The organism is Mucilaginibacter psychrotolerans (assembly GCF_004519315.1).
Classification (GTDB): Bacteria; Bacteroidota; Bacteroidia; order Sphingobacteriales; family Sphingobacteriaceae; genus Mucilaginibacter; species Mucilaginibacter psychrotolerans.
In genome coordinates this window covers 1-353 of the sequence record NZ_SOZE01000101.1, presented here as the reverse complement: position 1 = coordinate 353, position 353 = coordinate 1, and the positions used below count along the sequence as shown (strand labels likewise).

General features: G+C 64.9%; 1 protein-coding gene. It reads left to right on the top strand.

The window, feature by feature from the left end; all coding sequences use genetic code 11:
- On the top strand, positions 1-353 hold a 353-nt coding region (locus E2R66_RS28205; RefSeq protein WP_192902019.1), incomplete at both ends, for a glutathione binding-like protein.

Here is a 353-nt window from a genome sequence, read left to right as displayed (position 1 = left end):
GACGTACGACAAGGAGCACAAGGTCAGCTTCCCGGCGGGCAGCAACGAGTCGCACCTGGCCAAGCAGTGGCTCTTCTTCCAGACCACGGGCCAGGGCCCCTACTACGGCCAGTTCGTCTGGTTCACAAAGTACCACGAGCCCAAGGTGCCCTCGGCCGTCGAGCGCTACGCCAAGGAGATCAACCGCGTCACCGCCGTGCTCGAGACCCACCTCTCCAAGCAGGCCGACGACGCCGACGGCAACAGGTGGCTGGTCGGCCGCAGGTTCTCCTACGCCGACCTCGCCTTTGTGCCCTGGCAGTACTACGCCGGCATGCTGGCCAAGGACTACTACAAGAGCGACGACTACCCCC